The 26,534-nt window shown below is 41.9% G+C and carries 24 protein-coding genes and 2 riboswitches; of the genes, 9 read left to right on the top strand and 15 right to left on the bottom strand.

Going from position 1 to position 26,534, the window contains the following annotated elements:
- Nucleotides 1-12: 12 nt before the first annotated feature.
- A complete protein-coding gene (locus BK575_RS05265) occupies nucleotides 13-1,038 on the bottom strand; it encodes a phosphotransferase enzyme family protein (protein WP_169907551.1) in 1,026 nt (341 codons plus the stop codon).
- Nucleotides 1,039-1,146: 108 nt separating this feature from the next.
- On the opposite strand from BK575_RS05265, the gene BK575_RS05260 reads away from it, so the two are divergent.
- Together BK575_RS05260 and BK575_RS05255 are read left to right on the top strand one after the other, a co-directional pair.
- Nucleotides 1,147-1,935, top strand: coding sequence for a DUF4931 domain-containing protein (locus BK575_RS05260; RefSeq protein WP_078409222.1), 789 nt, complete (start codon nucleotides 1,147-1,149; stop codon nucleotides 1,933-1,935).
- A 163-nt stretch (nucleotides 1,936-2,098) separates the two neighbouring features.
- Nucleotides 2,099-2,830 carry a ZIP family metal transporter gene (locus BK575_RS05255; RefSeq protein ID WP_078409221.1) on the top strand — a complete coding sequence of 244 codons (732 nt, stop codon included), beginning with the start codon at nucleotides 2,099-2,101 and terminating at the stop codon, nucleotides 2,828-2,830.
- 227 nt (nucleotides 2,831-3,057) lie between these two features.
- Here the strand turns inward: BK575_RS05255 and BK575_RS05250 are convergent, their stop codons facing one another.
- A complete protein-coding gene (locus tag BK575_RS05250) occupies nucleotides 3,058-3,264 on the bottom strand; it encodes an aspartyl-phosphate phosphatase Spo0E family protein (protein WP_078409220.1) in 207 nt (68 codons plus the stop codon).
- Between the two features lie 573 nt (nucleotides 3,265-3,837).
- Between BK575_RS05250 and BK575_RS05245 the strand changes: the two genes are divergently transcribed.
- Complete coding sequence (locus tag BK575_RS05245) at nucleotides 3,838-4,743, top strand: DMT family transporter (RefSeq protein WP_078409219.1); 906 nt, start codon at nucleotides 3,838-3,840, stop codon at nucleotides 4,741-4,743.
- A 169-nt stretch (nucleotides 4,744-4,912) separates the two neighbouring features.
- Here the strand turns inward: BK575_RS05245 and BK575_RS05235 are convergent, their stop codons facing one another.
- The gene (locus tag BK575_RS05235) at nucleotides 4,913-6,247 is read right to left on the bottom strand and encodes a CoA-disulfide reductase (RefSeq protein ID WP_078409217.1); all 1,335 of its coding nucleotides are present in this window, start codon (nucleotides 6,245-6,247) and stop codon (nucleotides 4,913-4,915) included.
- 168 nt (nucleotides 6,248-6,415) lie between these two features.
- On the opposite strand from BK575_RS05235, the gene BK575_RS05230 reads away from it, so the two are divergent.
- Nucleotides 6,416-7,378: a dimethylarginine dimethylaminohydrolase family protein gene (locus tag BK575_RS05230; protein WP_078409216.1), complete on the top strand. Its 963-nt coding sequence runs from the start codon at nucleotides 6,416-6,418 to the stop codon at nucleotides 7,376-7,378.
- Between the two features lie 381 nt (nucleotides 7,379-7,759).
- Here BK575_RS05230 and BK575_RS05225 read toward each other — a convergent pair whose 3' ends face one another.
- From BK575_RS05225 to BK575_RS05190, 8 genes are all read right to left on the bottom strand, one after another.
- A complete protein-coding gene (locus BK575_RS05225) occupies nucleotides 7,760-8,791 on the bottom strand; it encodes an ABC transporter permease (protein ID WP_078409215.1) in 1,032 nt (343 codons plus the stop codon).
- Nucleotides 8,757-10,271 carry a sugar ABC transporter ATP-binding protein gene (locus tag BK575_RS05220; protein ID WP_078414654.1) on the bottom strand — a complete coding sequence of 505 codons (1,515 nt, stop codon included), beginning with the start codon at nucleotides 10,269-10,271 and terminating at the stop codon, nucleotides 8,757-8,759. The genes BK575_RS05225 and BK575_RS05220 overlap by 35 nt, the downstream gene beginning before the upstream one ends.
- Nucleotides 10,272-10,371: 100 nt before the next feature.
- Nucleotides 10,372-11,475, bottom strand: a complete 1,104-nt coding sequence (locus BK575_RS05215) for a sugar ABC transporter substrate-binding protein (protein ID WP_078409214.1) — start codon at nucleotides 11,473-11,475, stop codon at nucleotides 10,372-10,374.
- A 210-nt stretch (nucleotides 11,476-11,685) separates the two neighbouring features.
- Nucleotides 11,686-12,198: a 1,2-dihydroxy-3-keto-5-methylthiopentene dioxygenase gene (locus BK575_RS05210; protein ID WP_078409213.1), complete on the bottom strand. Its 513-nt coding sequence runs from the start codon at nucleotides 12,196-12,198 to the stop codon at nucleotides 11,686-11,688.
- A gap of 230 nt (nucleotides 12,199-12,428) precedes the next feature.
- Nucleotides 12,429-13,052 (bottom strand): methylthioribulose 1-phosphate dehydratase, encoded by a 624-nt coding sequence (locus BK575_RS05205; RefSeq protein WP_078409212.1) that lies wholly within the window; start codon nucleotides 13,050-13,052, stop codon nucleotides 12,429-12,431.
- A complete protein-coding gene (locus BK575_RS05200; protein WP_078409211.1) occupies nucleotides 13,049-13,711 on the bottom strand; it encodes a 2-hydroxy-3-keto-5-methylthiopentenyl-1-phosphate phosphatase in 663 nt (220 codons plus the stop codon). The genes BK575_RS05205 and BK575_RS05200 overlap by 4 nt, the downstream gene beginning before the upstream one ends.
- Nucleotides 13,708-14,952, bottom strand: a complete 1,245-nt coding sequence (gene mtnW / locus BK575_RS05195) for a 2,3-diketo-5-methylthiopentyl-1-phosphate enolase (protein WP_078409210.1) — start codon at nucleotides 14,950-14,952, stop codon at nucleotides 13,708-13,710. The genes BK575_RS05200 and mtnW overlap by 4 nt, the downstream gene beginning before the upstream one ends.
- A gap of 169 nt (nucleotides 14,953-15,121) precedes the next feature.
- Nucleotides 15,122-15,236, bottom strand: a riboswitch (SAM riboswitch).
- A gap of 84 nt (nucleotides 15,237-15,320) precedes the next feature.
- Nucleotides 15,321-16,502, bottom strand: a complete 1,182-nt coding sequence (locus BK575_RS05190) for a pyridoxal phosphate-dependent aminotransferase (protein ID WP_078409209.1) — start codon at nucleotides 16,500-16,502, stop codon at nucleotides 15,321-15,323.
- 109 nt (nucleotides 16,503-16,611) lie between these two features.
- On the opposite strand from BK575_RS05190, the gene BK575_RS05185 reads away from it, so the two are divergent.
- The 5 genes from BK575_RS05185 (at nucleotide 16,612) to BK575_RS05165 (ending at nucleotide 21,294) form a co-directional block, all read left to right on the top strand.
- Complete coding sequence (locus tag BK575_RS05185; protein ID WP_078414653.1) at nucleotides 16,612-17,397, top strand: carbon-nitrogen family hydrolase; 786 nt, start codon at nucleotides 16,612-16,614, stop codon at nucleotides 17,395-17,397.
- Nucleotides 17,398-17,573: 176 nt separating this feature from the next.
- Nucleotides 17,574-17,739, top strand: a riboswitch (SAM riboswitch).
- Nucleotides 17,740-17,948: 209 nt separating this feature from the next.
- Entirely contained in the window at nucleotides 17,949-19,130 is a 1,182-nt protein-coding gene (gene mtnK, locus BK575_RS05180; protein ID WP_078409208.1) for an S-methyl-5-thioribose kinase, read from the top strand.
- Nucleotides 19,131-19,219: 89 nt separating this feature from the next.
- Entirely contained in the window at nucleotides 19,220-20,272 is a 1,053-nt protein-coding gene (gene mtnA, locus BK575_RS05175; RefSeq protein WP_078409207.1) for an S-methyl-5-thioribose-1-phosphate isomerase, read from the top strand.
- A 155-nt stretch (nucleotides 20,273-20,427) separates the two neighbouring features.
- Nucleotides 20,428-20,874: a chemotaxis protein CheX gene (locus BK575_RS05170; protein ID WP_078409206.1), complete on the top strand. Its 447-nt coding sequence runs from the start codon at nucleotides 20,428-20,430 to the stop codon at nucleotides 20,872-20,874.
- 237 nt (nucleotides 20,875-21,111) lie between these two features.
- Nucleotides 21,112-21,294, top strand: a complete 183-nt coding sequence (locus BK575_RS05165; protein ID WP_078409205.1) for a hypothetical protein — start codon at nucleotides 21,112-21,114, stop codon at nucleotides 21,292-21,294.
- A gap of 47 nt (nucleotides 21,295-21,341) precedes the next feature.
- On the opposite strand, the gene BK575_RS05160 is transcribed toward BK575_RS05165, so the two are convergent.
- The 4 genes from BK575_RS05160 to BK575_RS05145 all read right to left on the bottom strand — a co-directional run bounded on the left by BK575_RS05160 (nucleotide 21,342) and on the right by BK575_RS05145 (nucleotide 26,534).
- Nucleotides 21,342-21,863 (bottom strand): methylated-DNA--[protein]-cysteine S-methyltransferase, encoded by a 522-nt coding sequence (locus tag BK575_RS05160; protein WP_078409204.1) that lies wholly within the window; start codon nucleotides 21,861-21,863, stop codon nucleotides 21,342-21,344.
- A 13-nt stretch (nucleotides 21,864-21,876) separates the two neighbouring features.
- A complete protein-coding gene (locus BK575_RS05155; RefSeq protein WP_078409203.1) occupies nucleotides 21,877-24,042 on the bottom strand; it encodes a PAS domain-containing sensor histidine kinase in 2,166 nt (721 codons plus the stop codon).
- 343 nt (nucleotides 24,043-24,385) lie between these two features.
- Nucleotides 24,386-25,108, bottom strand: coding sequence for a LutC/YkgG family protein (locus BK575_RS05150; protein WP_078409202.1), 723 nt, complete (start codon nucleotides 25,106-25,108; stop codon nucleotides 24,386-24,388).
- Nucleotide 25,109: 1 nt separating this feature from the next.
- Complete coding sequence (locus BK575_RS05145; protein ID WP_078409201.1) at nucleotides 25,110-26,534, bottom strand: LutB/LldF family L-lactate oxidation iron-sulfur protein; 1,425 nt, start codon at nucleotides 26,532-26,534, stop codon at nucleotides 25,110-25,112.

The following is a 26,534-nucleotide window of genomic DNA, read 5'->3' as shown; positions in this document are numbered from 1 at the left end:
CTCACCTCATAATTATTTATGTAGACTTAAATCTTGACAGATTTGTCGATAATCAATATCCACTACCGGTCGTTCCGCTTCAATTCTTCCTTTCACCTCAGCAATCATTTCTTTTACGCGCGGCGTCAAATCTTTATCGCTTAACTTTAAGCGCAAAGCGGCATAAAAAGTAATGTCGCGAAACATTAAAAAAAGCGGCAGCTTCTCAAGCCACCATTCGTCCAACTCGAAATGTCGAAAATAACCAACCAAAAAAGAACGAAAGAAGCGTCGTGCAAATTTTTGTCTCTCCTGTTCATCTTTTGGATGTCGATAAAAAGATGAATAAAACAGCGGAATGGCTAAATCATTAATGAACCAATGATAACAGCAATCATCGAAATCAAATATGGTCATAGTTTCTCCATCAAAAAAGAAATTCCCCGAGTGGACATCTGTATGGATAAGACCATATACATTTTCATTTACAGGCAATATTTGAATTTGCTTTAAAAGTTTTTCTATTTTGTCAGCTAAGAACGGTTCTTTTTCGGCAATCCTCCATGCCGTTCCTAACTCTTCTTCCTGCCAATCCATCCGTTTATTTACACCAGCACGAGGTGTATATGCACGAGTTGCGTTGTGCATTTTACCTATCATTTCTCCCCACTGAGAAAATAATGATTCATGAAACTGCAGGTCATCATCCACACGAATTAAACACCCCGGCGCCTTTTCAAACAAGCTGACAATAAACTCTCCTTCGGGTACGGTAAGGCGCTCAAGTAACTGTCCACGAGCCGATAAAACAGGTGCTGCCACCTCCACTCCTTTTCTTTTCAAAAAGAGAATCCAGTCAAGTTCCGCTTCTACCTGCTCACGTGACCGATGTGAACTGTGCGTTAAACGAAGCACATAGGAGTTCTCTCCTCTTGTCACTTCATACACATAATTTTCAAAGTCGCCCAACATTTTTAAGGTGTCTTTCTCTGCCCCGAATTGGGAAGCAGCTTCATTCAAAATCTCTGTACTAAAAAGCTTTCCTACTGCTTGCTCCATCTCTTTTTCCCCCTTTGTCCAAATTTTAACACAAGTACAAAACGAATAAGTTGGCTTTTTATATTGGGGATGAGATAATGTTAAGAAAAGTGATAAAAGGTGAACGTTATGAAACAGTCCCATCTCATTTTCAATTCATCCATCGCGGGTCAAAAGCCTGAAACGATCATTAACCGCCAGCACCCTTGTCCGTTTTGCGATATAAAATCCTTAACCGACATACTTGATCAAGACGGTCCGATCATCTGGCTGAAAAATAAGTTCCCTGTTCTTCAGGAGGCATTTCAAACTGTCATTATTGAAACCGATGAATGCCTATCTGAACTATCCATCTATCCAATAGAGCATTTACAACGACTTCTTTCTTTCGGTATTAAGCATTGGCTGAATATGATAAACAGCAAAGAATATGAATCTGTTATGTTCTTTAAAAATCATGGCCCAATGTCAGGGGGGTCCCTGCGTCACCCGCACATGCAAATTGTCGGCTTAAAAAACATCAATGCATACGAACGGGTCTCACGCGATCAATTGGAAGGGTTAATCATAGAAGAACGCAACTCTGTACAATTTAATCTGTCGACGAAGCCGCGCATCGGTTTTTTTGAGTTCAATGTTATATTGTCTGAGTTAAAAGACTTATCTATTTTCGCGCAATATCTTCAAATGGCTGCTCACTATGTACTGAATCATTTTCACCGCAGTTGTACGAGCTATAACTTGTTCTTTTATTATATGGACGGAGACATCATGGTTAAGCTTATCCCCCGCTTTGCCACATCGCCTATTTTTATTGGCTACGGCATTCCTCAAGTATCCAATAAAGTCAGTGATCACGTTCAGCGCGTTCAAGAATTATATTTAACGCAAAATAAGCAGGAAGAACCTGCTGAATAAACCGTATGAATTTGAAGTAAATTTCTTTGATCAAATTCCATAGGATGAAGATTTGTGCACGAGAACGGCTTTTCTTCTTTTAAGCCGTTCTCGTGCAAATCCACGTTTTTCATACATATCTTTATAATATTAAGGATGGGAATTTACTTAAAGGAGAAGAAGTATGAAGGAAGTTTTAATTGGAAGCATTCTGTCTGCGTTATCGACAGGCCTGGGCGCCTTGCCTATCTTATTTTTGCATAATTCATTAACTCACCGCTGGCGTGATATTTTGCTAGCTTTCACAGCTGGCATTATGACAGCTGCCTCTACGATGAGTTTAATTCCAGAGGCTCTACAATCAGGAGGATTTACCGCTCTTGCCATTGGATTAATGCTCGGCGTCGTAACTTTGACATTATTGGAGCAAAACATTCCTCACATCGATTTAGAGCATTCTAAAAGCGGAATTCAATTTGATGAAAAAGCCATGCTGATCATCGCAGCCATTACCCTTCATAACTTACCGGAAGGGCTGTCTGTCGGGGTAAGTTACGCTTCAGACGCGGCAAACACGGGAAATTTAATCGCCCTTGCCATCGGACTGCAAAACGCTCCTGAAGGATTGCTTGTTGCCCTGTTTTTAGTTCAACAAAATATTACCAAACTAAAAGCCTTTCTTATCGCTACCTTAACCGGGACTGTAGAGATTTTCACCTCTCTTCTCGGCTTTTATTTAACATCCTATATCAGTTCCCTTGTTTCATATGGATTATCTTTTGCGGCCGGGGCCATGTTATTCATTATTTATAAAGAACTGATACCAGAAAGTCATGGAGATGGAAATGAGCGGTTTGCTACCTATTCTTTTATCATTGGATTATTGTTTATGATTTTCCTTATTAATCTCTTTTAAAACGAAGGTGTAAAAGGACAAATTAGAAGCAGAAGCAACATATGGTGAAGTGATTTGGATGCAGAATATCAACCGTTCATAGCTTTTCATGTATTTAGAAATCAATAGAAAGAAGTCTCGTCTGTATGGGCATGTGAAGGTTAATCCAGAGCCGTCATGAATCCTTGCTTTGTTTAGACGGGACTTCTTTTTCATTTAACCAAGCTTTTGCATGGCAAACGGTTTGACTAGAAATGAAAAAAACCTTTTTGTTTTTCCTTTTTTGCTAACAGCTGTTGATATATATTTAAAAGTTCGTCAAGTTCTTGACTGCACTTAATTGTTTCTATGTTTGTAAACCCTTTTTCTTCCGCTATTGTCATCATTTGTTGGCGTTTTTGAACAATTTCAATCAGTAAAGTCTCTGCCTTACTGTGTTTCTTATAAAAAAACACATGGATGTCCTCCCTTATTATTAATCAGAAAATAACCCCCTAACGCATTATTACAAATTCTACTAAATATGTAAATAGACTCGCAATAATAGACATTTTTTTTAATTATTTTTTTAAATAGTTGTAAAGTGATTGGTGAAAAAACTTATTACATCAACATATTTTAACAACAAGAAAATTTCACATAAATTTCAAAAAATTCCACTCGACAAAAACTACTCTATCATCCGACAATAAAATCTATCTCGAAACGTCGACAGGGTTGCTCTGCAACCCTGTCGACGTTTCGAGACCTAATTGGACAGCACTCCGTTAGCGCTATCCAATTAGATAAACCTTTGTAAGTCAGTAGCTCCAGACGGAGAATAGAAAGCATAAATAAGGTAAAAAGCTATCATGCTAGAGAGAGTCAATTTTACTTTTAACATTAACGGCCCCTTCTTCCTTGAATCCTTAAAAAAGGCTTATACGTAAAGAATGTGACATAGCGTTTTTTTACTTATGTCACATTCTTTAGGTGGATTTATTTAGGGTTTCGAAGTAATATGGAAGGGAGATAAGGGGTGATACTCGATGCAGCCAATGTATTACATATTGTTGTTGATTACCAGTATGTTATGGGGAGGAAATTTTGTATCAGGCAAGTTTCTCGTGCCACATGCCTCTCCATTATTACTGACAGAATTACGATGGGTCATTGCTGTGCTCTGTTTGTTACCGTATGTATGGTGGAAAGAAAAATCGCTTTCGTTTCCTAAACAAGCATTATGGCCCTTGATTTTAATGGGTCTGACGGGCGTGCTATTATTCAATTTCTTTCTGTTTCTTGCATTAGATCATACAAGTGCAGATAACGTGGGACTACTTTCGACGCTAAATCCGATTTCCATCGCCATTGCGTCTTTCTTCTTATTAAAAGAACGCTTAAACAAACAGCAAATTATGGGAATGGTCCTTTCACTAGGAGGTGTCCTAATCGTCATGACACACGGCGATATCAGCCGTGTGCTGCATCTCCATTTTAACATTGGTGATGTTTATATGATTATCGCCGTCATCATATGGGGCCTTTATTCCATTGCGTCCAAAAAAGCAATGGAGTACGTTTCCCCCTTTAAATCCACTTTATGGTCTGGTATATTCGGTGTTTTCATGACCCTTCCTTTTACTCTTTCTTCCATGACCATCCAACATGCAGGAACGCATTTCTACATTGCCTTGTTATATTCGAGTGTAGGGGCTACCGCATTGGCTACTATACTTTGGAACATTGGCGTACAAAAAGTCGGCGGAACAAAATCAGGGATATTCTTAAACTTCAATCCTATCTTTACCGCCATTCTCGCTTTCTTTCTTTTGGGAGAAACACTGAATACCGCACAGCTTTTTGGCAGCATTCTCGTTATCGGCGGCGTCTATTTATTTACGGTTAAACCGCTTAAAAGGGCAAAAAGAACGTATGTTCATTCAAAAGGATAAGTTTGAGCCAACAACAAAAGGTGCGGACCGTCAAGTCTCTGATAGGCCGCACAAAAACCGCTGTTTGCTGAAAGGCCCCGTCACGAAATCCTTGATTTTACTGGATTTCCATGACGGGGCCTTTCAGGAGGATGATCAAAAGGGGATTTTTCCCTTTTGATCATCCTCTTTATTTTGCTTTTCTTGTCGCAACTTGAACCGCGTCCCATACTGTCGCAAATGGGGGTGCATAACTCAAGTCAAGAAGGGTGATGTCTTCTGTTGTCATTCCGGCTGTAATGGCAGTGGCAAAAACATCGATTCGCTTCGCCACTCCCTTTTCCCCCGCCATTTGAGCTCCGTATAATTTAAGAGTTTCCGGATGATAAAGCAGCTTGATTACCATCTTTTTGGCACCGGGATAGTAAGACGCGTGGCTGTTGGCGTCAACAGTAACCGTTTTATATGGAATCTCCGCTTCTTTTGCCTCTTTTTCAGATAAACCTGTTCTGGCGATTTCCAACTCCATCACTTTTACTACACTTGTACCCAGCACCCCAGGAAATGGTCGGCGCTGCCCCGCTAAATTATTACCAACGAGCTTTCCTTGTTTATTCGCAATCGTTCCAAGCGCTATATTCACCGGTTTTCGTGAGATTAGGTGGCGGCTGGTTGCACAATCACCTGCAGCATAAATAGAAGGAAGATTCGTTTCCATCCATTCGTTGACGATAATCGCCCCGTTTTTTAACATATTAAGCCCTATATCTTTGACAAATTGCGTATTCGGACGAACACCGACATTTACGACGACTGCGTCTGTTTCATATGTTCCTTCATTCGTTTGAACAGCAGTCACCTTACCGCTATCGTTTATCAATCCCTGAACCTCTTCACCTAGCCGGAACTCTACACGGTCTCCCAATTCTTTCTGTATAATTTGAGCTATATCAGCATCAAAGGGCGGAAGAATCTGTTTGTTCAATTCAATGACCGTCACCCTTTTTCCAAGCTCCAGCATCGTTTCCACCAGCTCCAATCCGATATAGCCGCCCCCGATGATCGTCACATGTTGAATATGTTCTTGCTGAAAAAACACTCTCATCTTTTTTCCGTCTTCAAGTGTTTTTAAAGTAAAGACATTTTGAAGGTTTTCTTTCATAAAAGGAGGGATAATGGGTGTAGTCCCGACAGCAATTAACAATTGATCGTATTGATACGTCTTTTCTTTGTTATTATGTATATCCAGCACTCTTATTTCTTTTCTTTCAGCATCCACTTGCTGCACATCATGGTGAAGGTAAACGTGAATACCCCGTTCTTCAAACTGATCTACAGTTCTCGCGATTAATTCTTCCTCCGACTCTGTCACACCAGAGATATAATATGGAAGCCCGCATGCCCCGTATGAAACATCTCCTCCTTTTTCAAACACGAGAATTTCGACATCCTTACTCAATCTCCTAAGCTGGGAAGCAGCGCTCATCCCTGCTGCCACTCCTCCAATAATGATCACTTTTTCCATATTTATTCCTCCAGTCGTCTTATATTATTAAGTTATCCTCTCCTGCCCCTTTTCTAAACCCCAAAAATAAAATACAACATTAATGCACAGAAAGTTTCATTTTATCCTTATAACCGTTTGGCTCTAGGAGATGCTATGATTAAATGATTATTTTCGGAGGACTTATAAATGGCAGTAATTCCAGAAGAAGGCATAAAAGCAGCTTGTAATAGTGAATACGATAAATTGCATACGGTAGTTTTATGTGAACCTCAATATATGACAATACGCGAAGTTATCAACGAAACTCAAAAACATTTTAAAGACGTAGGTATTCATATCGCAAAAGCCATGGAGCAGCATAAACAGTTTGTTCAAACGTTACGTAATCATGGAATCCATGTAATTTTGCTTCCATCCCTTGAGCGATATCCGGAGCAGGTGTTTACACGTGATATTGGCTTTACACTTGGAGAAACAGTTTTTGTCGCTGAAATGGCGAGTGATATTCGACAAGGAGAAGAAGGAATATTGAAAGAATGGCTTGAAAAAGAGCATGTTCCTTTTTATAACCTGAAAAAAGACCAAATTGAAGGCGGGGATGTCATCATAGACCGCAACACCATTTATGTGGGTGTCAGCAATCGAACAAATGAAAAGGCCATTCATCATTTACAAGAATTGTTACCCGATTACGAAGTGATTTCGGTTCCCTTCACTGAAAAATATTTGCATCTAGATTGTGTATTCAATATTTTATCTCCGGACGAAGCATTAATTTTCCCTGGAGTCATTGAAGATAAAGTGGCAGCTTTGTTATCATCTCGTTATGATTTAATTGAAGTGACAGAAGAAGAACAATTCACGCTCGGGACAAATGTCCTTTCAATCGGCCATAAAAAGATATTAAGTCTGCCCGTCAATAAAAAGGTGAATGAGCAACTGCGAAACCGCGGATACGAGGTAATTGAGGTAGATATTACAGAAATCATTAAATCCGGCGGATCTTTTCGCTGTTGCACACTTCCAATTATGAGAAAAGCGGAGAAAGCTCCTTTAAAGCAATGGGAGCTGGAATCTTCTCCTGAAGAATCGTTTTTTGGTTCCATAGGAGAAAATGAAACACCTGTACACCTTGGCTTTCACAGCTAGACAATCAAGAAAAGCGGAACGAGCTTGTTCACACCCATAGGGCATTGGAGCTTCTGACAAAGAAACCGCTTTTTGGTTTCGTCAGAAGGAGCGGAAATGACCGTAGGGTGTAGCTCGTGCAGCTGGACAAACAAGAAAAGCGGAGGCGACTGTTCAGCTCGTGAAGGAAATAGGGGTTGATCCAGAAGGCGTTTTTTGCCTTATGAGAGCAATCATCTTTTCCACAGCGAGCTAGGAGCCGCAGCTAGACAATCAAGAAAAGCGGAGGCGACTGTTCAACCTCCAGAAGCACTGGCATCCAATAATTTGATCTCCCGCGCTTTAAAATGGGTACTAAAAAAGGCTGTGGAACTTTCTTTCTCCACAGCCTTTAATATTTTTCTAAGAATGAGATTTTTGGCGATAATACGTAATCGCCAACGCCCCTGCAAGGACGGCCCCCTTAATAATATCCTGTGTATAATAAGGAACATTCAACATCGTTAACCCGTTTAGCAAGACACCAATTAAAATGGAACCGAACAATGTCCCGATGACATTCGGTTTCCCGGCCCCAAATACGGAAAAGCCGATATAGGCCGCTGCCACTGCATCCATTAGAAATGGTGCACCGGCATTTACTTCGCCCACTCCAATTCTGGCAGCCAAGACAACCCCGCCAATCCCGGCAAATAACGCTGAAAGAACATACGCATACACACGATACTTATTGACCGGCACACCGGATAAGCGTGCCGCTTCCATATTTCCTCCCGTCACATAAAAGAAACGGCCATGTTTCGTATAGGTTAAAAAGATGTGCACGACAAGAACCGCAAGCAGCATGATCAAAACCGGAATAGGGATTCCGAGTATTTCGCCTTGACCGATATGGATAAAAGAAGGAATGAAAATCCCCGGTGCACGTCCGCCGTCTGCAAGCGGCATATTCGTATAAATCGCGTATCCTTTTGTATACGTCAATAAAGCCCCCTGAACAATGAACATCATCGATAATGTCGCTAAAATATCTGGAATCTTTACTTTGACGACTAAAAAAGCATTAATCAGCCCTATCAGAACGGCGGCTATAATTGGAACGATAATAGCTACAATGAGTTCCTGACGATGCAAGACGAGCATGGAAGCCGATAAAATGGTCGCAAGACCTGCAGTCGACCCGACAGATAAATCCAATCCATTGATCGTTAAAGACAATGTCACTCCGACCGCAATCAAGGTAACGATTGAAATGGATCGTAAAATATCACTAATGTTATCAGCCGTTAAAAAATTCGGTGATAGCAAGGAAAAGATCCCGATAACGAGAACGATCGTTAATACCGTTCCATATTTATAGAAGAAATCGAAGATGCTTACCTTTTGCCTGGCGGGTGTGTTAATGTGTTGTTGCTCTACTATTTGACTGTTCATCGCGTTCTCCTCCTGCTGCATAATAAAAAGTGTTTTCTTGTGTTGCTTCGGCTCGTGTTAATTCTTTTACGATTTTTCCGTCATACATGACGTAAATGCGGTCAGCAATACCAAGAAGTTCATTGAATTCACATGTTGCATACACAACGCCTTTCCCTTGTTTCGCCAATCCATTGATCAGCTGAAAAATATCTCGTTTTGAACCGATGTCCACCCCTTTTGTCGGTTCGTCGAACAAATAAACATCCGCATCTTGCAGCAGCCATTTACCGATGGCCACCTTCTGCTGATTGCCTCCGCTCAATGTCCCGACCTTTTGCTGGATGGATGAAGCTTTCACTCCCACTTCTTGTACCGTTCGCTTTGCTTCCTTTTGTTCTTTGAAACGAGATAAAAAAGAGAAATTGGTAAACTTGGAGAGACTCGGCAGCGTCAAATTGGAGACAATAGATTCTTCTACTAAAATTCCCTCTTTTCTTCGTTCTTCCGGAACGAGGGCAATTCCATGTTGAATATAGTAATAAGGCGGCTTATTAAGAGCGAGACGATGATCGCGGACCGTTACTTCCCCGCTTAATTCATCTGCTAAACCAAATAGACTGCGGCATAACTCCGTCTTTCCTGCTCCTACAAGCCCTGCAATCCCGACAATTTCCCCTTCGCGAACCAAAAATGAAATATCTTCAAGCTTCCCTTCCCATGATAGATGTTCCACAGAAAAAAGCGTATCGCCAATCGGAACGGCTTCTTTTGGAAATTCCTCTTCGAATGATGTTCCAAGCATAAATGTAATAACCTCTTGGACTGTTGTTTCAGAAACAGGCTTCGTCGCCACATGCTCCCCATCCCGCACAACCGTCATACGATCTGAAAGCTCAAATACCTCTTGAAGCCTATGGGAAATATAAATAACGCCCACACCATTAGCTGCCAATTGACGAATCACCTTGAACAAGTGCTTCGTTTCTTCGACGCTAAGAGGGGCTGTCGGTTCGTCCAAGATCAAATATTCCACTTCCTGCACAATCGCGCGTGCAATCAACACTTGCTGTTTTTCGGATAAAGTAAGCGTCGAAACTTCCCGCTTTACATCAAGTTCCACCCCGAGCTGTTTTAACGCTTCTTTTGCCTTCTGTTGAAGACCGCCCCAGCTGATAACACTCTTTTTAGCCGATACTTGAGCATCGAGCATAATGTTTTCCGCGACCGATAAATAAGGGATAAGCGCGACATCCACTTCTTGGTGGACGACTTGGATTCCATGCTTTTTGGCATCTATTGGCGAGTGAATGTGAATGTTTTCTCCATTTTTCGAAATGCTTCCTTCATACTCCTCATATACACCGCACAAAATTTTCATCAGAGTGCTTTTTCCCGCTCCATTCGCTCCCAATAACGCATGGATTTCCCCGCTTTGAACGGTAAAATTTACTCCTTTCAGCGCTTTAAAAGAGCCGAATGACTTTTGAATATGACTCATCTTTAACGTAACCGCTGCACTCAAATCTCCACACTCCTTCTTCTCATACAAGAAGCAGAAGAAAGCGCTCCTTCTGCTTCTTGTCCATTATCGGTGTTCTTTACTCGTTGTTGCCCCATTCTTCTACGTACTCCTGCAATTGATCCATGTTGATTGGGCTTTCCGGTAAATCGTCTTGTGTCACAAGCACAGGATCAAATGAGTAGTAACGAGGTGTTTTTTCACCCGCCAATTTTTGAAGCAGCAATTCTACTTGTTTTTCTCCTACCGCTGCCGGATTAACGGCTGCCGACGCTTTCCAAGGGCTTCCCTCTTCTTGCATCATTTGTAAATCTTCATCTGATAAATCGATGCCGTATACTTTAATTTCATCACGACCCGCTTCTTTAATTGCACGCGTAGCCCCTTTTGCAAATTCATCCCAAGGCGCCCAAACTGCTTTAATATCACCTTTATTCGGATATTGCTTTAAAATGGCTTCCATTTTTGTTTGCGTATCCAATGATGTGTTGGCGGTAGCATTTCCGAAACGGGCAATTTCTTTAATTCCCGGGTATCGCTGAAGCATAATTTCATATACACGATTTCGTTTTTCCATCGGTGCAAAGCCGCCGACGAAAATGTTCACGATGTTACCTTCACCGTCAATATCTTGAGCCATTTGTTTCAATGCCAACAATGCCAGCATGTAATCATCTTGATCGATTGTCGTAACCCCATCGACATTCAATTCGACGTCAAACGCCACAACAGGGATTCCTTTTTCCACCGCACGTTTCACGCCTGGCTCCAATGTTTCGGTACGGCCGTGTTTAATCACGATGCCATCCACATCCTGGTTAATCGCTGTGTCCAAATATGAAGCCATTTTGGCTTGGTCATTATTCGCATCGGAAATGACAAGTTCAATGTCCTTTTCCTCAGCCGCTTTCTTTACCCCGCTTACGTATTGAGAAGCATGCGTTCCAGTCGTGAATTCAGCCACAAGGGCAATCTTCAACTTTCCATTTTTCCCTTTTGGAACAGGTGTTGCTTTCTCTGTTTTGTCTTCTTTTTCTTGATTTTGATCTTCTTTGCTTCCTTGTTCCTCTTTAGCCGGTTCCGCATTAGAAGCGGTCGGTTGTTCACTCGTACAGGCAGCCAAAGGCAAGACGAGAACAAACGTTAAAATAGTGAATAATAATGTTCGAACGATTTGTTTCATATAAAGACTCCTTTTTTCCTTGATCTTTTATCTTTTTTACAAACTATCCTTATCGAAAAACTTGGTTTTATAACTATTAACAGGCAAATTACTCATTGATGAAAAGTTCACTTGATTTTTGCATAGGCAGCGGGCTATTGGCCGCTGCTTATGCGTAACCTTTTATGATGGATGCTCCTTACCATCATAAAAGGTTACGTGGATGGAAGATTAGTAGATTGGTACCCAGCCTTCTGTTGTAACAAAGATACGAACAGCGACGACTTTACGGTCATCCATTAACGTAAAATAATGACGAACGTTTTCAGGAACGGAAATTAAATCCCCCGGCTCCAATTCTACATCAAAGAAATTACCGTCTTGTCCTTGAATGACGAAAATGCCGTGACCGCTTACGATGAAGCGTACTTCGTCATCTGTATGATGATGCTCCTGTTGAAAGTTCTTCAACAATTGATCCAAGTTCGGTGTTGTTTCCGATAATGAAATCACGTCCGCCGTTTTATACCCCCGGCGCTCGGAAATATCGGCAATTTCCGATTGGAAAGCCTCTAACACTTCATTTTTTTGATCGTCTGTTAAGGCATAATTTTCACGTAGTGCCTCTGGAAGTTTAGTGATGTCCCATTTCTCATAAATAACTTCGTTGCTTGCTAAGAACTCTTCTACCTCTTGTTGATTTGCGATGCGCTCATTGTTAACATGTAAACGAATTTCTGCCATTTCTTTTTCCCCCTAGTATTAGATGTTTTATATATAAGTCCCACTTGATCACTCGACATTTATCTATTCAATTGAGACAAGTTTACAAACAGTGATCCAGACATCCTGAATCGCCCCTCAAAGGTTCACCTATGCGGATGGCACCAACCCCGTAAGGGGGGTGACAGCCGCTTAGGTCTAGAACATTCGACATGGTTGCTCTTTGACCATGTCGAATGTTCTAGATGGATTTAATATAATTGTGATTTTAATGAAAGTACTTTCAAATGATAGCTAAATAAAAATTCATAAGCTTCCAAAAACTTTTTCGCTTCGAAAGCATTTCTGCCCCAGACGGTAATCCCGTGATTGCGAATAAGAACCGCACCCTGGTCCTCTTTTACATACTTGCCAAACTCCTGTGCCAAGGTCGGTATGTCAGCATAGTTGCGGATAACCGGAACACGAATTTCCGCATCCTCTTCCCAAATGCCAAACGCCTTGATGATTTCCTGACCTTTAAACACGACCTCTCCCTCATCTCCGTAAAGCTCGGAAATGACATTGTTGTCAAGCGTATGTACATGAAGACTGCACCCGGCATCCGTCTTATTATAAATTTCTACATGAAGCAGCGTTTCCGCCGAAGGCTTCAAATCCGTTTCCTCGGCCTTATTTCCCTGTGCGTCAACCAGCAGGAAATCTTCATTCGTGCGCTTGCGTTTATCCTTTCCGCTTGCCGTGACAAGAAACGTAAGCGGTTCGTCCGTTACTTTAATGGCCAGGTTCCCGCTTGTTCCCGGGAACCAGTCGCGTGCTGCCAGTTCATCTTTTACATCTGCCAGTTCGTGCCATCGCTTCGCCAACGTACTCATGATTTCACCCCCGTCAGTTCTTTTATATGGTCAATCACATCGTAAAATGTCGTAAATGGAAAATATGGAATTTGCAATTCTTCACATTTTTCGCTTAAGAAATCGCGGGCAATGACCGCATCGGCCATTTTAGCTGCCTGTAAATCGGTGATGGAGTCACCAACTACAATCTTAAAGTCCTCTTCCCGTTCAAGCTTTCGAATGAGGGAAGGCTTGCAGCAACCGCAATCATTACTGCACTTATCATCGCATGAATGCGGCCATGTAATCGTGATAGTATCACCGCTAAAATCAGAGCCGTTGCAGTAAATGTTCTCTTTTTCTACTAATCCATCCAGCATAGGATGAACGAAAAAATCGATTCCTCCGCTCACGATATAAAGGGGAAATCCCTCCTCTTTCGTAAAAGAGACAAACTCTGCAAAACCCTCTCGAATTTTTGCCTTTTCAAGCAAAAACTCGATAAGCTGCTGTTTCAGAGTTACCGGCAGAAGGGAAAACATCTTTCCGACCCCTTCTTTGATCGAGATATTTTGAGCAAGAACGTCATCTTTAATCGCTTCCCATTCGGGAGGGGCGAACTCTTTCATGAGGGCAATGATGTTATCGCTGTGTGTGATCGTTCCGTCAAAGTCGCAAAAAATAACGGGCTTTTTCATGATGGCACCTCTACTGTTCCCCATAGTTCAATTGCTTTTCTGAGAGGCTCGGATTGTTCAGCAGCTTGTTCAAGTGTTTGACCATTCAGCACGGCATCGACTGCATCACGGAAAGCACGTCCTCCACCGGCCGCTCCATCCGGATGGCCGTGAACGCCGCCTCCTGCATTAATAACTGAATCAATGCCAAAGTCATGCATTAACACCGGAACCATGCCCGGATGAATGCCGGCTGACGGAACAGGAAACGCCTGTTTAAGCTGTTTACTTGCAAATACCAATTCATCACTGATACTGACCGCATCCTCAAACGGCAAAGCGACGCTTCCGTATGGAGACGGGAATAAGGAGAAGTCTGCTCCCGCTATGCGCAGCAATTTTCCGAGTAAAAGAGAATACGAGAATCCGTAAAATTCAGATGGTGTGGATGCCCCGCTTACCGCCGGATGAGCCATGATTGGAAGCGCGATGTCATCATCTTCACGCAACGCTTGAAGTACATCCAATCCGTAAGCGAATACGTTGAACAAAAGGGCATCAGCTCCCAATTCAGCAGCACGCTTCGCCTTTTCTTTCAATTCAAACGTGCGCCCCGTTAAATTCACAGCGTATAACGTGCGATGTCCTGTTTGCTCAAACACTTCATCCAGCACCCGTTTTCCTTCCGTAATCCGCTTTTCAAACGGTGTCAGCTCGTTATCGAATAAAATTTCATCGTCTTTTACTAAATCGACACCGCCCAGTGCTTGTTCGCGAAGCTGCTCGGTTAAGTACTCAATGTCGCGTCCGATAACTCCTTTGAAAATACTCATTACAAGCGGGCGATCATACACACCGAGCTTTTCGCGGATTCCCTCAATTCCAAACCGCGGACCCGGAAAGGCTTGAAGCAGCTCGGGATGAAAATCCAGGTCAATTAGTTTTACTTTTCCATCAAGCGATAATTTTCCGAAAACCGTAGTTAAAACAGCTGGTAAATCGGCTGAAAAATTCACCGCCGGATAAGCGATTTTAATAATGGCTTGTGTCATTTGTTTATCTAAGTATTGATTGACTCTCTCGCAGTCTTGTAAAGGGGAAACCGACACAACACGCCCTTTATGTTTTTGCAATTGTTTTTGCTCCAGCAGCGGCAAATTCGTCCAGGAACCAACCGTCAGTCCAAGCGCGATTCCTTCTGCCTTTTTTTCTAAGTCCCCTGATGGGTCGTGAATCAAATAGCTTGCAATCACTTCACTCATATTCCGATTCTCCTTTGTTGTATATTCTACGGTCTTAGATTTTCTTGGCTGTTGAACCATTCATTTAAAACTGTTTCACTTTATGCCTTTACCATGCCCCTTTTTAGGATTTATGATAAAAATAAACAAAAAGCCCCTTCAATTAAGAAGAGGCTAATTACTAGCACTCTTCTTATCTCTCAGCGTATTGCTGCAAGAATTAGCACCGTGCTTAACTCGTTACGATCGTTAAGTCGGTTGCCGGGCTTCATCGGGCTCGTCCCTCCGCCTGCTCTTGATAAGAAAGTTGCTTATATATGTTATTTTTCAAAAAGTTCATTTCCAGTTAATCTAGTATGGATTATGACAGGAGTTTTTTTCTTTGTCAATTATTTTTCGGAAAATAAATTCAATTTTCCAATTCGCGCGACAGCTTCGCGTAAACGATCTTCATCCGTCAATAAACCGACACGAACATATCCTTCTCCATATTCACCGAACCCAATTCCCGGAGCCACGACCACTTTCGCTTCTTCCAGTAAGAAATCAGCAAATTGCTCAGAAGAGTATCCGTCGGGAACCGGCAGCCAGGCAAAAAAAGACCCTGCAGGCGCTTGTACATCCCATCCGATTCGCCGCAACCCATCAATTAGTACATCCCGACGCGCTTCATAAAGTCCGACAAGCTCATCGACACAGTCTTGTGGTTCCAACAGGGCAGTTGCTGCCGCTGCCTGAATCGCTCCAAAAATGCTGACATATAGATGGTCTTGCAGCAGGTTGATGGCTTCAATGACGCTTTCGTTTCCAACGGCAAAGCCAACACGCCACCCCGCCATATTATATGTTTTAGAAAATGTATAAATTTCAATTCCGATGTCTTTTGCCCCATCCGTTTGCAAAAAGCTAATTGGTTTTTGTCCGTTAAAACCAATGGCGCCATAAGCGAAATCATGTACAACGCAAATATCATGCTTTTTAGCCAATTCGACTGTTTCTTCAAAAAAAGCGGATGTGGCGGTCGCGCCTGTTGGGTTATTCGGATAATTCAAAAACATGAGCTTCGCCTCTTGCTTCACTTCTTCCGACAATTCTTCATAGTTTGGAAGAAATTGATTTTCCGCACGAAGAGGCATTATCTCCATTTTAGCGCGTGCCAGTTCCACACCCGACCAATAATCTGGATATCCTGGATCTGGAACTAAAACCGTATCACCAGGGTTCAGCAGGCATTGTGGAATTTCTACCAAGCCGGCCTTGCCGCCGAATAAAATGGCGACTTCTTTTTCCGGATTGACCTTTACCCCATATTCCCGTTCATAAAATGCAGCCACAGCCTTTTTCAAAAAAGAATGGCCTCGGAAAGGCGAATATTTATGATTCCGAGGATCTTCTGCTGCTTCTTGAAGTGCCTTTACAATATGAGGGGGTGTTGGCTGATCAGGATTCCCCTGGCCGAGATTGATCACATCATGGCCCTTTGCCATCACGTTTGCCACTTTATTTACAAGCGAAGCAAAAAATTGCTTCGGTAAATGCTTCAGTAACTCAGATTGCTCAAAATTTTTCATTTTTTGCACCTTCTCAAAAATTTCTTGAAATTCTAGTCACAAATAATATATCGTTGTAATCAACTTGTAAAGCTATTTTTTATTTCAATTGGAAGGCAGGAATATGCATATGGCATTAAAAGTCGCATGTATTCAGTTCGACATCGCTTTTGGCGATCCCGAAAAAAATTTTTTGCGTGCAGAAGAAAAAATGAAGGAAGCCCTTCAAAGCAATCCGGATATTTTAGTTTTACCGGAGCTTTGGTCGACAGGTTATGACCTGGCTCGCTTACAAGACATTGCAGATGAAAACGGTGAAAAAACGAAGCAATTTTTTTCCTCATTTGCCCAAAATCATCAAGTTGCCATTATAGCAGGATCTGTTGCTAAAAAAACAGAGAGAGGCATTACAAATACGATGTATGTATTTAACCATGAAGGAGAGGTCGTCTCTGAATATAGTAAACTCCACCTGTTTAAGCTCATGGATGAACACGTTTATTTGCAGGCAGGAGAAACGCAAAACCTATTCACTTTAAATGATACTTCCTGTGCGGGATTCATTTGTTATGACATTCGTTTTCCGGAATGGATGCGTGTCCATACAAGCCAAGGAGCGGAAGTATTGTTCGTTTCAGCTGAATGGCCTCTTCCTCGTCTGGCACATTGGCGCGCCCTTTTAATTAGCCGCGCGATTGAAAACCAGTGCTATGTCGTCGCCTGCAATTGTACGGGCAGCAACCCGGATAATGTATTTGCCGGCCATTCTCTTATTATTGATCCATGGGGAGAGATAGTGGCTGAAGCAACGGAAGAAGAGGAAATCATCACAGGAGTCATCGACAGCGAAAAAGTGCGGCAAGTACGTTCTCAAATTCCAATCTTTTCGGATCGGCGCACAAATTTTTATTCATAATTCATAAAAAATGTGTTGACAATCATGTGAATCTCCTGCTAATATTCACATCAAGCGATTAAAACATTCGAACTTTAAAGTAAATTCTAAATTTTCAAATGTACGTGGTATGTTCAAAAAGGACGCAAAAATTTTATCGGATTTGTTGAACAGCCGCTATAACCGAATATGTATGTCTCTTATCAAGAGTTGGCTGAGGGAATTGGCCCTATGAAGCCCAGCAACCGACCGTAATACCATCGCAAGGTGGAGCGCATGTTTCTCGCGCTGTTGAACATAACACTTGTTCACGAAGGCACGGTGCTAAATCCAACAGAAAGATATCTTTCTGGCAGATAAGAGGCTTGGACTCATCGTCTTCAAGCCTCTTTCGCAAAGAAAGAGGCTTTTTTGGTGGGCTTTGCCTGCCTAGGCAGGCAAAGCCCACCAAAAGGCAATGAAAAAGATAAAATCTTTTTCATTGCCTTGATTAAAACCTCTTTCTATTAAGTTAACTATAAAACTCATTAAACAGATGAGAACTCTTAGAAAAAACGATGGAGGTTTTTAACATGTCATTATCCACTCAAGTTGTTTACGAACCGCTAACAGAAGAAAAAGCGATTGCATTAGCTGTAAAATTACAATTTTTTAAAGAAGATGCTGTATTATTTTCCCGTGAAATTGGTGATGGAAATTTAAACCTGGTCTTTCATATTACAGATGAAAACAAAAAGGGCATCATCATCAAACAAGCGCTTCCATACGCGAAAGTTGTGGGAGAAAGCTGGCCGTTAAGCCTTAACCGGGCCAAAATCGAAAGTGATGCATTAAAGCGGTTTGCGCAATATGTTCCACAATACGTACCAAAAGTCTATTACGCGGATGAAACGTTGGCGGTAACGGTTATGGAAGATTTATCACATCTTAAAATTGCACGTACAGGACTTGTTCAAGGGGAAGCATACCCTCTTCTTGCTAAACATATCGGGGAATTTTTAGCACACGTTTTGTTTTACACATCAGACTTTGCGCTTGATCCGGAAGAAAAAAAGGAATTGGCTAAACAGTTTGTGAATCCCGACTTGTGTAAAATTACAGAAGATTTAGTCTTTACTGATCCGTTTTTTGATCATGAAACCAATGATTTTGAAGAAGAGCTTCGAGAAGACGTCAAGGCTCTTTGGGCGGATTCTCAAGTAAAACTTGAAGCAGCGAAGCTCAAGAAAAAGTTTTTAACAAACAGCGATGCGCTCATTCACGGGGATTTACATACCGGCAGTATTTTCGCTGATAAGGACACAACGAAAGTAATTGATCCAGAGTTTGCCTTTTATGGTCCGCTCGGTTTTGATCTCGGCCAGTTCATTGCCAACCTATTGTTGAATGCCCTCTCTCGCAGTGAAGAACAACAAAGTGAATTATTCGCTCAAGTAAACGATACATGGGAGATATTCAGTGAAACATTCACAGCACTATGGAAAAAAGACAGCCTGGAAGCTTTTGCTGGCGTCAATGGCTATTTGGAATACGTATTAAAAACAACATGGCGTGATGCCGTCGGTTTTGCAGGCTGTGAAGTAATCCGCCGTACGATCGGATTGGCTCATGTAGCCGATTTAGACGGCATCGAAGAGTCACAAAAACGCATTGAGGCAAAACGTCATGCACTGCGCCTCGGCAAAGCTCTTCTGCTGAATCAGCAAAGCATCACCCCTGATATCGTAAATGAAATTGTAAAAGTTACAGCTTAATAGATACGTTCAAGTTTAATATAGAGGTCCAAAAAGGAGGATAAACCCGGACTTTTTGAACAACCTCTTAACGAAAGGAAGTATTCACCATGACAACAACATTACCTCTACCACGCTCCGTACAATGGAACGATACACATATAACTTTATTGAACCAGCAAGCTTTACCTCTTTCTATCGAATATTTGGAGCTTCAAACATTGGAAGATGTGTGGGATGCAATCAAAACATTGAAGGTGCGTGGGGCTCCGGCAATCGGAATTACCGCGGCTTTCGGATTGGCTTTGGCTGCAAGCCGGTACGAAGAGGATAACATCGATGCATTCAAAGCAAGGCTGAACAAAGAACGTGACTATTTAGCCAACTCACGTCCAACGGCTGTTAACTTATTTTGGGCGCTTGATCGCATGGTTGGAAGCATTCAGGAAGTTACTTCCGTGAACGAAGCAAAAACAACGCTTGTTCATGAAGCTATTTGCATTCAAGTAGAGGATGAAGAAGTATGCTACAGCATCGGCAACTATGCTCTTTCTCTATTAAATAAACAGGATTCCGTCATGACCATTTGCAATGCTGGATCCATTGCAACTGCATATTATGGAACAGCGCTCGCTCCATTCCATTTGTCAATTGAGAAGGAAATTCCACTAAAAGTGTATGCATGCGAAACACGCCCTGTATTACAAGGATCACGTTTAACCGCTTGGGAATTGCAGCAATCCGGAGTCGATGTCACTCTGATCACGGACAACATGGCTGCCCACACAATTAAAACAAAAGGGATTAAAGCGATTATTGTAGGAGCTGACCGCATCGCAGCAAATGGTGATACTGCCAATAAAATTGGGACATACGGATTAGCGCTGCTTGCCAAATCATTTGAAATTCCATTTTATGTGGCCGCTCCCCTTTCCACTTTTGACCCTGCGATTGAAAGCGGTGCAGAGATTCCCATTGAAGAGCGTGCAGCAGAAGAAATCACACACCTGAATGGAAGCCGCATTGCCCCGGAAGGAATCTCGGTCTATAATCCGGCTTTTGACGTAACGCCTAATGAACTGATCACTGCCATCATCACGGAAAAAGGAATTTTAAAAGGAAACTATAAACAAGAAATTCAAAAGTTATTTCCGCAACAATGAATGGAGGGTGTCCTAAATCGGACACCCTCCATTCATTGTATAGCTTCATTCGTTATCATTTCTGTTAATAAGAGAAAAAATAAATTTCCTTCCTAAAATTTCGACAAATCATGATATGATAGTATTATTACTTTCGACTCAGACGAGGTGAGATTATGACATTGGCCAATTCAATGGAACATCTTTTAAAATCTGCTATTTCATCTTTCCAAACAATGGTGCCAGTTAGCATCACCATTGAATCAACATCCGACCCTTCTATGAATTCGATTCTTACCATTCAGCATGTTCATATCGGATTGACGGGAGATGTTTCAGGCTCTCTTATTATAAAAGGAGAAGAGAGCACGTTTTCCAGCCTTGCTCAATCTATGTTTGGAATGGAAGTAGAAGGCGCCATGCTCCAATCCTTTACATGTGAATTAGGCAATATGATTGCTGGCAATCTGGCCACTGAAGCAACGAATGCTCAGGTTTCCCTGGATATTACCACTCCTTCTCTTTATGAAGAACCCATTGCCCATCATACTGCCGTATTAGTAAGCTTACCATTAAAATTTCAAAACAGCGGTTATTTGCACGTGTCCATTTCTGCTGATTAAGGACGTATAACAATTTATTCTCATGTCTATGTTATTAATGGCGTCCTATATTTGTCATGAAAACGTAATAAAAAAGACCAACCTTAAAAGCATACAATGTAATGGTCCTATCATCGCCACCCTTCGTTTTCTTAATCAAGTTTGCACCAGCTTCGAAGGGTTGGGACACCGTATTCCTCTTTATGATTAAGAAAGGCCTGCTCACTTTCTTATCAACTCATGAAGGAGGCATTCTTTATGACGATGGACAATGCGAAGGAACCACATCTTTTGAAGAAAAGTAAGCATAATGAAGAAAAAAGAAAGATGTATCACAACATGAGGGACATTTCAACAGAGTACACGGAAGCCGAAGTTGTAACATCTGTAGATTTTGTTTTTATTGAAGGAGAAGGTTGGAAACTGGAAAGCAAGCAATAAGTCCTTTCTAGTTTCCAACCGGAAGTCTCCTTTAGCTCGTTCATTTTCTATCCTCGAATCAACATACCGTTTTGTGCATTCATTCCTTCGAGCTGTAAAAGCTCTTCTTTCAATCCGATTTGTTTCCCTGCATAACCTGTTAATTTTCCGCTTTTCCCGATTACCCGATGACAAGGCACGATAACTGGAATAGGATTGGCACGATTTGCCTGTCCTACTGCCCTTACAGCTTTTGGATTATTAATAGCTCTTGCTACATCGGCGTAAGACCATACTTCACCGTATGGAATGGTTGACAGCACCGCCCATACTTGCCGCTGAAATGGGGTACCTGTCATAATATCAAGAGGCACTTCAAAATTCGTTCGATTTCCCGCAAAATAATCCAACAGCTCTTGTTCTGCTTTAGCCGCCCATGATTCTGCATCTCCTTCTTGTACATAATGCCTTAGTTGAAATTGGGCAAACTCGCTTTTTGACACTAAAATATGAGAAAGGCCTTTTTCCGTTGAAATTAAATAAACATTTCCAAAAACAGGTACCTTCACGTTTCGATAAAATGTGTTCATAATAGTCCTTTCCTTATGAATATATCGGCAGATAGATGAAGAAAGTCGTCCCCTCTCCAAGCTTACTTTTTACATCGATATATCCTTTATGTTCTTCAATGATTTTATATGAGACCATCAGTCCCAGCCCCGTTCCTTTTTCCTTCGTTGTGTAAAATGGTTCGCCGAGGCGTTTAACCCGATCCTCCGGCATTCCATCCCCTTCATCTTGAATCGATACGACAACATAATCGTCACTATGCCTAAAAGCGGAAACGAAAATTCTGCCTCCTGACGGCATCACTTCGAGGGCATTTTTTAATACATTAATAAAGACCTGCTTTAATTGATTTGGTTCACAATAAATAGACGGAAGGGCATCGATGAATTCTGTCACGAACTGAACATTTTTCAAGGCCGCTTCTGCTCCGAGAAGGTCAGTGGTATCCTTTAAAATTTGGCTGACATTCCGCTCTTCATATTTTACCGCTTGCGGTTTCGCCAATACGAGAAAATCGGTAATAATGGTTTCAATTCGTCTCAGCTCAGATGTCATGACATCAAAATACAGAGAATAATCTCCTTTTATATTTCCTTGCAGAAGTTGAATAAAGCCTTTTAACGCCGTCATCGGATTTCGAATTTCATGTGCGATTCCGGCGGCAAGCTGCCCAACCACTTGCATCGTATCCGATTTTCGAATTTGTTCTTGCATGGCCTTTTTTTCTGTCACATCTCTTATCATCGTCATGTAAAGGCCAGGGATAAGATCTTTTTGGGTCGAAAACTCAATATTCTTTGTCCTGCCGTCTCTCATTTGATAAGTTAGTTCCCCGTCTGCCTTTCCTTCTATCTCAAGTGCCATATGATATTCATACAGCTCATCATAATATTCTTGCGGAATGAAATTCTGAAGGGGCCGCTGGCAAATTTCCTCTTTTGCCATTTCCGCAATTTTGCAGGCAGCCGAATTGACGTCCAAAATATTTTTATTGCCGTCCCACAATACAATTCCATCAAGAGATCCGTCAAAAATTTGGCGAAACTTTTGTTCACTCTCTCTGACCTCCTGCTCGATCCGCTTTCGCTCACTAATGTTTCGGTAGATGGTCAAATTATATCCTTCAATAATACCTCTTTTTGAGGTGAATTCCAGCTCTTTAATTTCTCCGTTTGGCATATAAAATGGAAGTTCAGCACGAATGGCTCCTTTTGCATAAAATTCATTCGTGACACGTACGGTTTCCGGATTCTCCATGTCTACGAAACGTTCCAAATTGCAGCCGATCAAATGAGAAAGAGGCAATTCGAACGTACGGGACGCTGCCAGGTTCGCGTCGATAATATTCTGGTAATCATCCCAAATAATAATAGCATCAATGGCATTTTCAAATATTTCTCGGAATTTCCGTTCACTTTTAGCCAGCCTCTGTTCCATTTGCCGCTTTTCTGTACTATCACGCATAATGGACATATAATATTCATTATAGATATTAGAGGTCGTTGTGCAGTCAAAGCACCTGCTCTCCCCGCTCTTCAAAGAAAGAAGAAGCTCCCCTTTTGCACATCCTGCTTGATATAGACTTCGCCACAATGTCGTCAGCTTATACCGATATGTTGGGTCGACCAGCTGTGCTAAAGACATTTCCAGCAATTGCTCTTTTTTATACTGAAGCGATCCGCATAACGAATGATTCACGTCGATGATTTGCCCATTTTTATCAAAAATAACAATTCCATCAATAGCCTGATCATACATATCCCGAAACATCCTTTGACTGACAAGGCGCTCTTCCTCCAGCCTTTTCCGCTCTGTCAAGTCATGAAATGTGCATATCAGCATATTCGTTTCGCCTGTATATTTTTCTGAGACAAATTTTATGTACTTCTTCAGCCCGTTGTGAAGGGTAATTTCTCCCTCATAGTAAAAGTGTTTTTTTATTTTAATAGATTCATAGTATTGTTCAATGACTTGATAAGGAAACATGATCAGAACATCTTTTATATGCAGTGACATCATTTCTTCTTTTGAGCGTTCCAGCAATCCGCATGCCGCATCATTCACTTTTATTACTTCAAACGAGTGATTAAATACAATAATGGATTCCATCACTCGATTAAAGATAATCTCTAATTGTTGTAACTCTTGATGTTTGGAATACTCCTCTTTCCCTTCGACTCGTTCATGCATAACTGTCATGATGAGACTACTACCCCTTTCTAATCAACCCTTTCTCCGATTTTACATATTCTACATCTTTTTGCTTTTTACCTGCCGCTATTTGTCGATTTTTATCATTGTCTATATAGATCGATTTAAAAAATCGGGCATGACCAAAGAACGGCCATGCCCGATTTTTTAGACTTAAGCGGCTGTCCCATAAGCCTCTAATAATAAATTACAAAAACTGATTTTCACTGAAAGGCCCCGTCACAAAATCCCTTTGTTTTACGGGATTTTCATGACGGGGCCTTTCAGGAGGATGACCGAAAAGGACTGTGTTTTACCCTTTTCGGTCATCCTCTTTTTCAAAAGCATGGTGCTATTTGTCATTGACGATGATATACGTTGCTTTAATGGGACCATGTACTCCAACAACCAAGTTCATTTCGATATCAGCAGAGTTACTCGGTCCCGTGATAAAGTTAATGCATGAAGCGATGTCTTCACCAGATTCTACGAGTCCATGCACATACTGGGCAGCTTGTGTAATACGCGGCACAATTGTGCTTTTAGGAATGATGGCAATGTATGTTGCCGGCAGCAGGCTGACAGAACGCCCTTTCCCATTTCCGCTAAATAATACCACTGTCCCGGACTCAGCCAGTGTCATATCGCTGAACGTAATCCCCACATTGGCTTGTTCGGCTTTTCGGACGTTTTCCTCTCCAATTTCCGGATTCCATACGTGAACATCTACCTGTTTGCTTTTCCACTCTTCCTTCATTAAGTGAGATAAGCCGTATTCTTCAAAGCGAGGATCGTTCCATGTGACCACCGGACCGCCGCCATAGCCCTCTACGACTCGTTTTAATGTATCCACAAGTCCTGCAGCCGACGTTTCCTCATAATCTGTGTAAATACGCGGGCAGTAATCTTTTAATTGCTGGGCCAGCTCATCTTGTGTCCATCCCTTGTATACATCATGCTGGGGCTGATGTTTCCATACTGGACGGGTGACTCCTTCTGTACGACGGCTTCTTCCAAGTTGCTCGGCTATGTTATTTAAAAATGTATCGCGATTTTGAATGGTACCGACTGTCATTTTACTTCTCTCCTTTTTGGTGGTCTTTAAACCACGAACGGAATGTTTCTTTGTTTGGTGCCGGAAATTCGCGAATTTCCGTCCATGCTTTTAATGGTCCTGGGCCTTTTGAGATTTTATCACCGGTTGTAAACGGATTCATGGCAGTTGGCGCAATTTTTGCTCCAATCTTATATAAAGATGACGAAGCAGCACCTAAGCCGAAAGCCTTCATAGCCAGCTTTTCTGAAATCGGTGCACGGCCTTCTCGTTCAACAATCACTTGACGATGTTTATGCAATAGCTCATGCAGCGGAATTTTAACCGGACAAGCGTCTGTACATGCCGCACACAAAGTGGACGCATACGGAAGCTCTTTGTAATCGTCGTATCCACCTAACAATGGTGATAACACCGCACCGATCGGGCCTGAATAAATCGAACCATATGAATGTCCTCCGACATGTCGGTAAACCGGACATACATTCACACAGGCTGCACAGCGGATGCATTGTAGAACAGATTGAAACTCGGTTCCTAAAATGTTGGAACGGCCGTTATCAACAATAACGAGGTGAAACTCTTCAGGACCATCTACATCACCAAGCTGTTTCGGACCTGTCAATGTCGTGACATAACTTGTTAGGCGCTGACCTACCGCACTGCGCGTCAACAAACTGACAAGCACTTCAAATTCTTCATAAGTTGGAACGATGCGCTCCATTCCCATTACCGTGATTTGCGTTTTTGGCAAAGCAGAGACGAGACGGGCATTCCCTTCATTTGTGACAAGAGAGACAGATCCCGACTCGGCAATACCGAAGTTACAGCCTGTTACACCCACATCCGCCGAAAGGAATTCCTCGCGCAGCATTTTACGTGCATGCAGGGCCAATTCTTCTGGTTTTGAACTACTTTTATACGCTAGCTTCTCTTCAAAAACGTCCCGAATTTGCTCTTTATTTTTGTGAAGAGCAGGAGCAACAATGTGGGAAGGTGGATCATGGTCATCTACTTGCAAAATATACTCTCCTAAATCCGTCTCTATTACCTCACAGCCGAGTGATTCAAGCGTTGCGTTCATATTGATTTCTTCTGTGACCATCGATTTGGATTTCACAATTTTTTTGGCGTTTTTTTGCTTAATGACACCGGTAATGTACTCATTGGCTTCTTCTGCTGTTGAAGCAAAAAATACGTGGCCGCCGCGCTTTACAACATTTTCACTTAATTGCTGTAAATAATAATCCAAGTTCTCAAGTGTATGCTGGCGGATTTCCTCTCCAAGTGAACGCCACTCCTCCCAATTGCCAAGCTCTTCTGCTGCATCTAACCGGCGTGTACGAAGGCGCTCTTGTGCCCCAGCAACCGCCATGCGCATAAATTCATTATTAATCCCTTTATCAACACGGTCTTTAAAACCGTCTGTACCAATTTTCATTGCCAT

Origin of the sequence: Priestia abyssalis, assembly GCF_002019595.1 — a bacterium.
GTDB classification, from domain to species: domain Bacteria; phylum Bacillota; class Bacilli; order Bacillales; family Bacillaceae_H; genus Bacillus_BA; species Bacillus_BA abyssalis.
Note: the sequence above shows the minus strand (reverse complement) of the source record. Positions and strands in the feature narration are given on the sequence as shown.

Bases quoted from the DNA above. Each gene is read 5' to 3' on its own strand.
- BK575_RS05230 (WP_078409216.1), top strand. From the start codon at position 6,416: ATGGCAGTAATTCCAGAAGAAGGCATAAAAGCAGCTTGTAATAGTGAA.
- BK575_RS05165 (WP_078409205.1), top strand. From the start codon at position 21,112: ATGACGATGGACAATGCGAAGGAACCACATCTTTTGAAGAAAAGTAAG.
- BK575_RS05200 (WP_078409211.1), bottom strand. From the start codon at position 13,711: ATGAAAAAGCCCGTTATTTTTTGCGACTTTGACGGAACGATCACACAC.
- mtnK (WP_078409208.1), top strand. From the start codon at position 17,949: ATGTCATTATCCACTCAAGTTGTTTACGAACCGCTAACAGAAGAAAAA.
- BK575_RS05260 (WP_078409222.1), top strand. From the start codon at position 1,147: ATGAAACAGTCCCATCTCATTTTCAATTCATCCATCGCGGGTCAAAAG.
- mtnW (WP_078409210.1), bottom strand. From the start codon at position 14,952: ATGAGTGAAGTGATTGCAAGCTATTTGATTCACGACCCATCAGGGGAC.
- BK575_RS05210 (WP_078409213.1), bottom strand. From the start codon at position 12,198: ATGGCAGAAATTCGTTTACATGTTAACAATGAGCGCATCGCAAATCAA.
- BK575_RS05190 (WP_078409209.1), bottom strand. From the start codon at position 16,502: ATGAAAAATTTTGAGCAATCTGAGTTACTGAAGCATTTACCGAAGCAA.
- mtnA (WP_078409207.1), top strand. From the start codon at position 19,220: ATGACAACAACATTACCTCTACCACGCTCCGTACAATGGAACGATACA.
- BK575_RS05220 (WP_078414654.1), bottom strand. From the start codon at position 10,271: ATGAGTCATATTCAAAAGTCATTCGGCTCTTTTAAAGCGCTGAAAGGA.
- BK575_RS05245 (WP_078409219.1), top strand. From the start codon at position 3,838: ATGCAGCCAATGTATTACATATTGTTGTTGATTACCAGTATGTTATGG.
- BK575_RS05205 (WP_078409212.1), bottom strand. From the start codon at position 13,052: ATGAGTACGTTGGCGAAGCGATGGCACGAACTGGCAGATGTAAAAGAT.
- BK575_RS05235 (WP_078409217.1), bottom strand. From the start codon at position 6,247: ATGGAAAAAGTGATCATTATTGGAGGAGTGGCAGCAGGGATGAGCGCT.
- BK575_RS05215 (WP_078409214.1), bottom strand. From the start codon at position 11,475: ATGAAACAAATCGTTCGAACATTATTATTCACTATTTTAACGTTTGTT.
- BK575_RS05255 (WP_078409221.1), top strand. From the start codon at position 2,099: ATGAAGGAAGTTTTAATTGGAAGCATTCTGTCTGCGTTATCGACAGGC.
- BK575_RS05150 (WP_078409202.1), bottom strand. From the start codon at position 25,108: ATGACAGTCGGTACCATTCAAAATCGCGATACATTTTTAAATAACATA.
- BK575_RS05225 (WP_078409215.1), bottom strand. From the start codon at position 8,791: ATGAACAGTCAAATAGTAGAGCAACAACACATTAACACACCCGCCAGG.
- BK575_RS05155 (WP_078409203.1), bottom strand. From the start codon at position 24,042: ATGACAGTTATGCATGAACGAGTCGAAGGGAAAGAGGAGTATTCCAAA.
- BK575_RS05160 (WP_078409204.1), bottom strand. From the start codon at position 21,863: ATGAACACATTTTATCGAAACGTGAAGGTACCTGTTTTTGGAAATGTT.
- BK575_RS05265 (WP_169907551.1), bottom strand. From the start codon at position 1,038: ATGGAGCAAGCAGTAGGAAAGCTTTTTAGTACAGAGATTTTGAATGAA.
- BK575_RS05185 (WP_078414653.1), top strand. From the start codon at position 16,612: ATGGCATTAAAAGTCGCATGTATTCAGTTCGACATCGCTTTTGGCGAT.
- BK575_RS05145 (WP_078409201.1), bottom strand. From the start codon at position 26,534: ATGGCAATGAAAATTGGTACAGACGGTTTTAAAGACCGTGTTGATAAA.
- BK575_RS05170 (WP_078409206.1), top strand. From the start codon at position 20,428: ATGACATTGGCCAATTCAATGGAACATCTTTTAAAATCTGCTATTTCA.